This window comes from Acetivibrio ethanolgignens (assembly GCF_001461035.1).
GTDB classification, from domain to species: Bacteria; Bacillota; Clostridia; order Lachnospirales; family Lachnospiraceae; genus Velocimicrobium; species Velocimicrobium ethanolgignens.
The window spans coordinates 1-1515 of sequence record NZ_LNAM01000088.1; the positions used below are offsets into that span (position 1 = coordinate 1).

At 39.8% G+C, this 1515-nt stretch carries 2 protein-coding genes; one reads left to right on the forward strand and one right to left on the reverse strand.

Annotated features, from left to right (window positions below; translation table 11 throughout):
• Positions 1–42: 42 nt before the first annotated feature.
• On the reverse strand, positions 43–483 hold the full coding sequence (locus ASU35_RS04950; RefSeq protein WP_058351947.1) for a M15 family metallopeptidase: 441 nt from the start codon (positions 481–483) through the stop codon (positions 43–45).
• Positions 484–514: 31 nt separating this feature from the next.
• On the opposite strand from ASU35_RS04950, the gene ASU35_RS20090 reads away from it, so the two are divergent.
• Positions 515–1507 carry a DNA adenine methylase gene (locus ASU35_RS20090; protein ID WP_242861205.1) on the forward strand — a complete coding sequence of 331 codons (993 nt, stop codon included), beginning with the start codon at positions 515–517 and terminating at the stop codon, positions 1505–1507.
• Positions 1508–1515: the final 8 nt, after the last annotated feature.

Genomic DNA, 1515 nt, shown 5'->3' on the forward strand with positions numbered 1-1515 from the left:
AGCGGCTTCTTTTATATAAAAAACCTCTCTCATGCTATGTAATTAGTATTCTTCCTCGATTTCCTCAACGTCAATCGCACTTCCGTAGGCTTCCTCACTCTTAAGCTCTTCACTTGGCGTATAGCCATAGTACTCCTCCAAAGTAATTCCTTTACTGTAAAGCTCTTCTGCCAGCTCCTTACCTACATACCGGATATGCCACGGTTCATAGGAATATCCGGTGATATCTGACTTTCCCTCAGGATAGCGGATAATAAATCCATATTCATGGGCATGGTCTGCCAAAAATCGTCCCTCCGGCGTCGCAGCAAACTCCTCATCCAGCCGGAAATGAATGGAATTTGTTGAAACATCCATCGCAAGTCCTGACTGATGCTCACTATAGCCTGGTTTCGCTGAAAACTGATCTGTCCGCTCACTTCCACTTCTGGCTACATTACTGTCATAAATAGCCTTCTGTCTGTCATCTGCATATAAATCCATGACAATTGCTGTTTATGATGGACTACTGGACATGTTACAGGAACAACATCCTTCGAATACATACAGTCAAATAATTGAATATGCACTTGTTGACTATCTGGTACTACCAACCTCATTTTATACAGACTGCCTCTCACCGCTTTACACCATTGTAGGCTCCAAGAACCATACCATGCAGATAGCAACTGCTGATGCTGTAGATGCAATGGAAATTCCATATGAATTCTTTACACTGATTGATTGTTGCAGTGTAACTGGTTCACTATTTTTAGGATTAGAAACATATCCTTGGAAATCAGTGACTCTAAATGACTTGAATCCTCTTAGAACCAATTTTCTGAATGTGATTAAGACCAAACCACTGAAGCTGATAAAACGAATTCTGGAATCCGACCTCTCATTCATCGAACAACCAAAAACCAAGAATCCAAAGTTATCTGCATATAAGAAAGCAATTAATGATTATGCAGGAAAGCGAGCTAAGTATCATAAAGTTGATTGTAATATTGACATTGCATACCAGATGTTTATTGTCCAGTGTATTGATAAGGCAATGGTGGAAAGGGCTGGCAAAATCATGGAACGAGTCTTCAGATTCTTACCAGCACACTTGAAGTTGCAGAATTCTGTCATTACACAGCAGGACTGTCTCGGATATTTAAAAAACGATGATACAGAAAAACTGCTACTTCTGGATGTGCCATACATCGGTTCAGAGCATACTTGTGCTGTTACTGGTTACAAATATCAGCCTTTCCACCAGAAAGTAACTGACTTCCTACAAAACGCTGAATATCCATTTTTGTACTACTGCCGAAGTACACCGCCAAAGTCAGACAACGCATTCCATACGGCAAATGCGGAACATATTATGAAGATGAAACTGGGTCAGTATTTTATGAATAAAGGTTACAACTTCCAGAAAGTCCGCCTTGATAACGATACAGAGTTAATGATAAGCAATCGACGGTATAATGCAAATACTCAATTTCAATGGACTTCTATGGAGCAGAAAATCCTATAATTTACAAA

What these genes read in the sequence shown, in the direction of transcription:
- ASU35_RS04950 (WP_058351947.1), bottom strand. Translation starts at nt 483, where the DNA reads ATGGATTTATATGCAGATGACAGACAGAAGGCTATTTATGACAGTAAT.
- ASU35_RS20090 (WP_242861205.1), top strand. Translation starts at nt 515, where the DNA reads ATGTTACAGGAACAACATCCTTCGAATACATACAGTCAAATAATTGAA.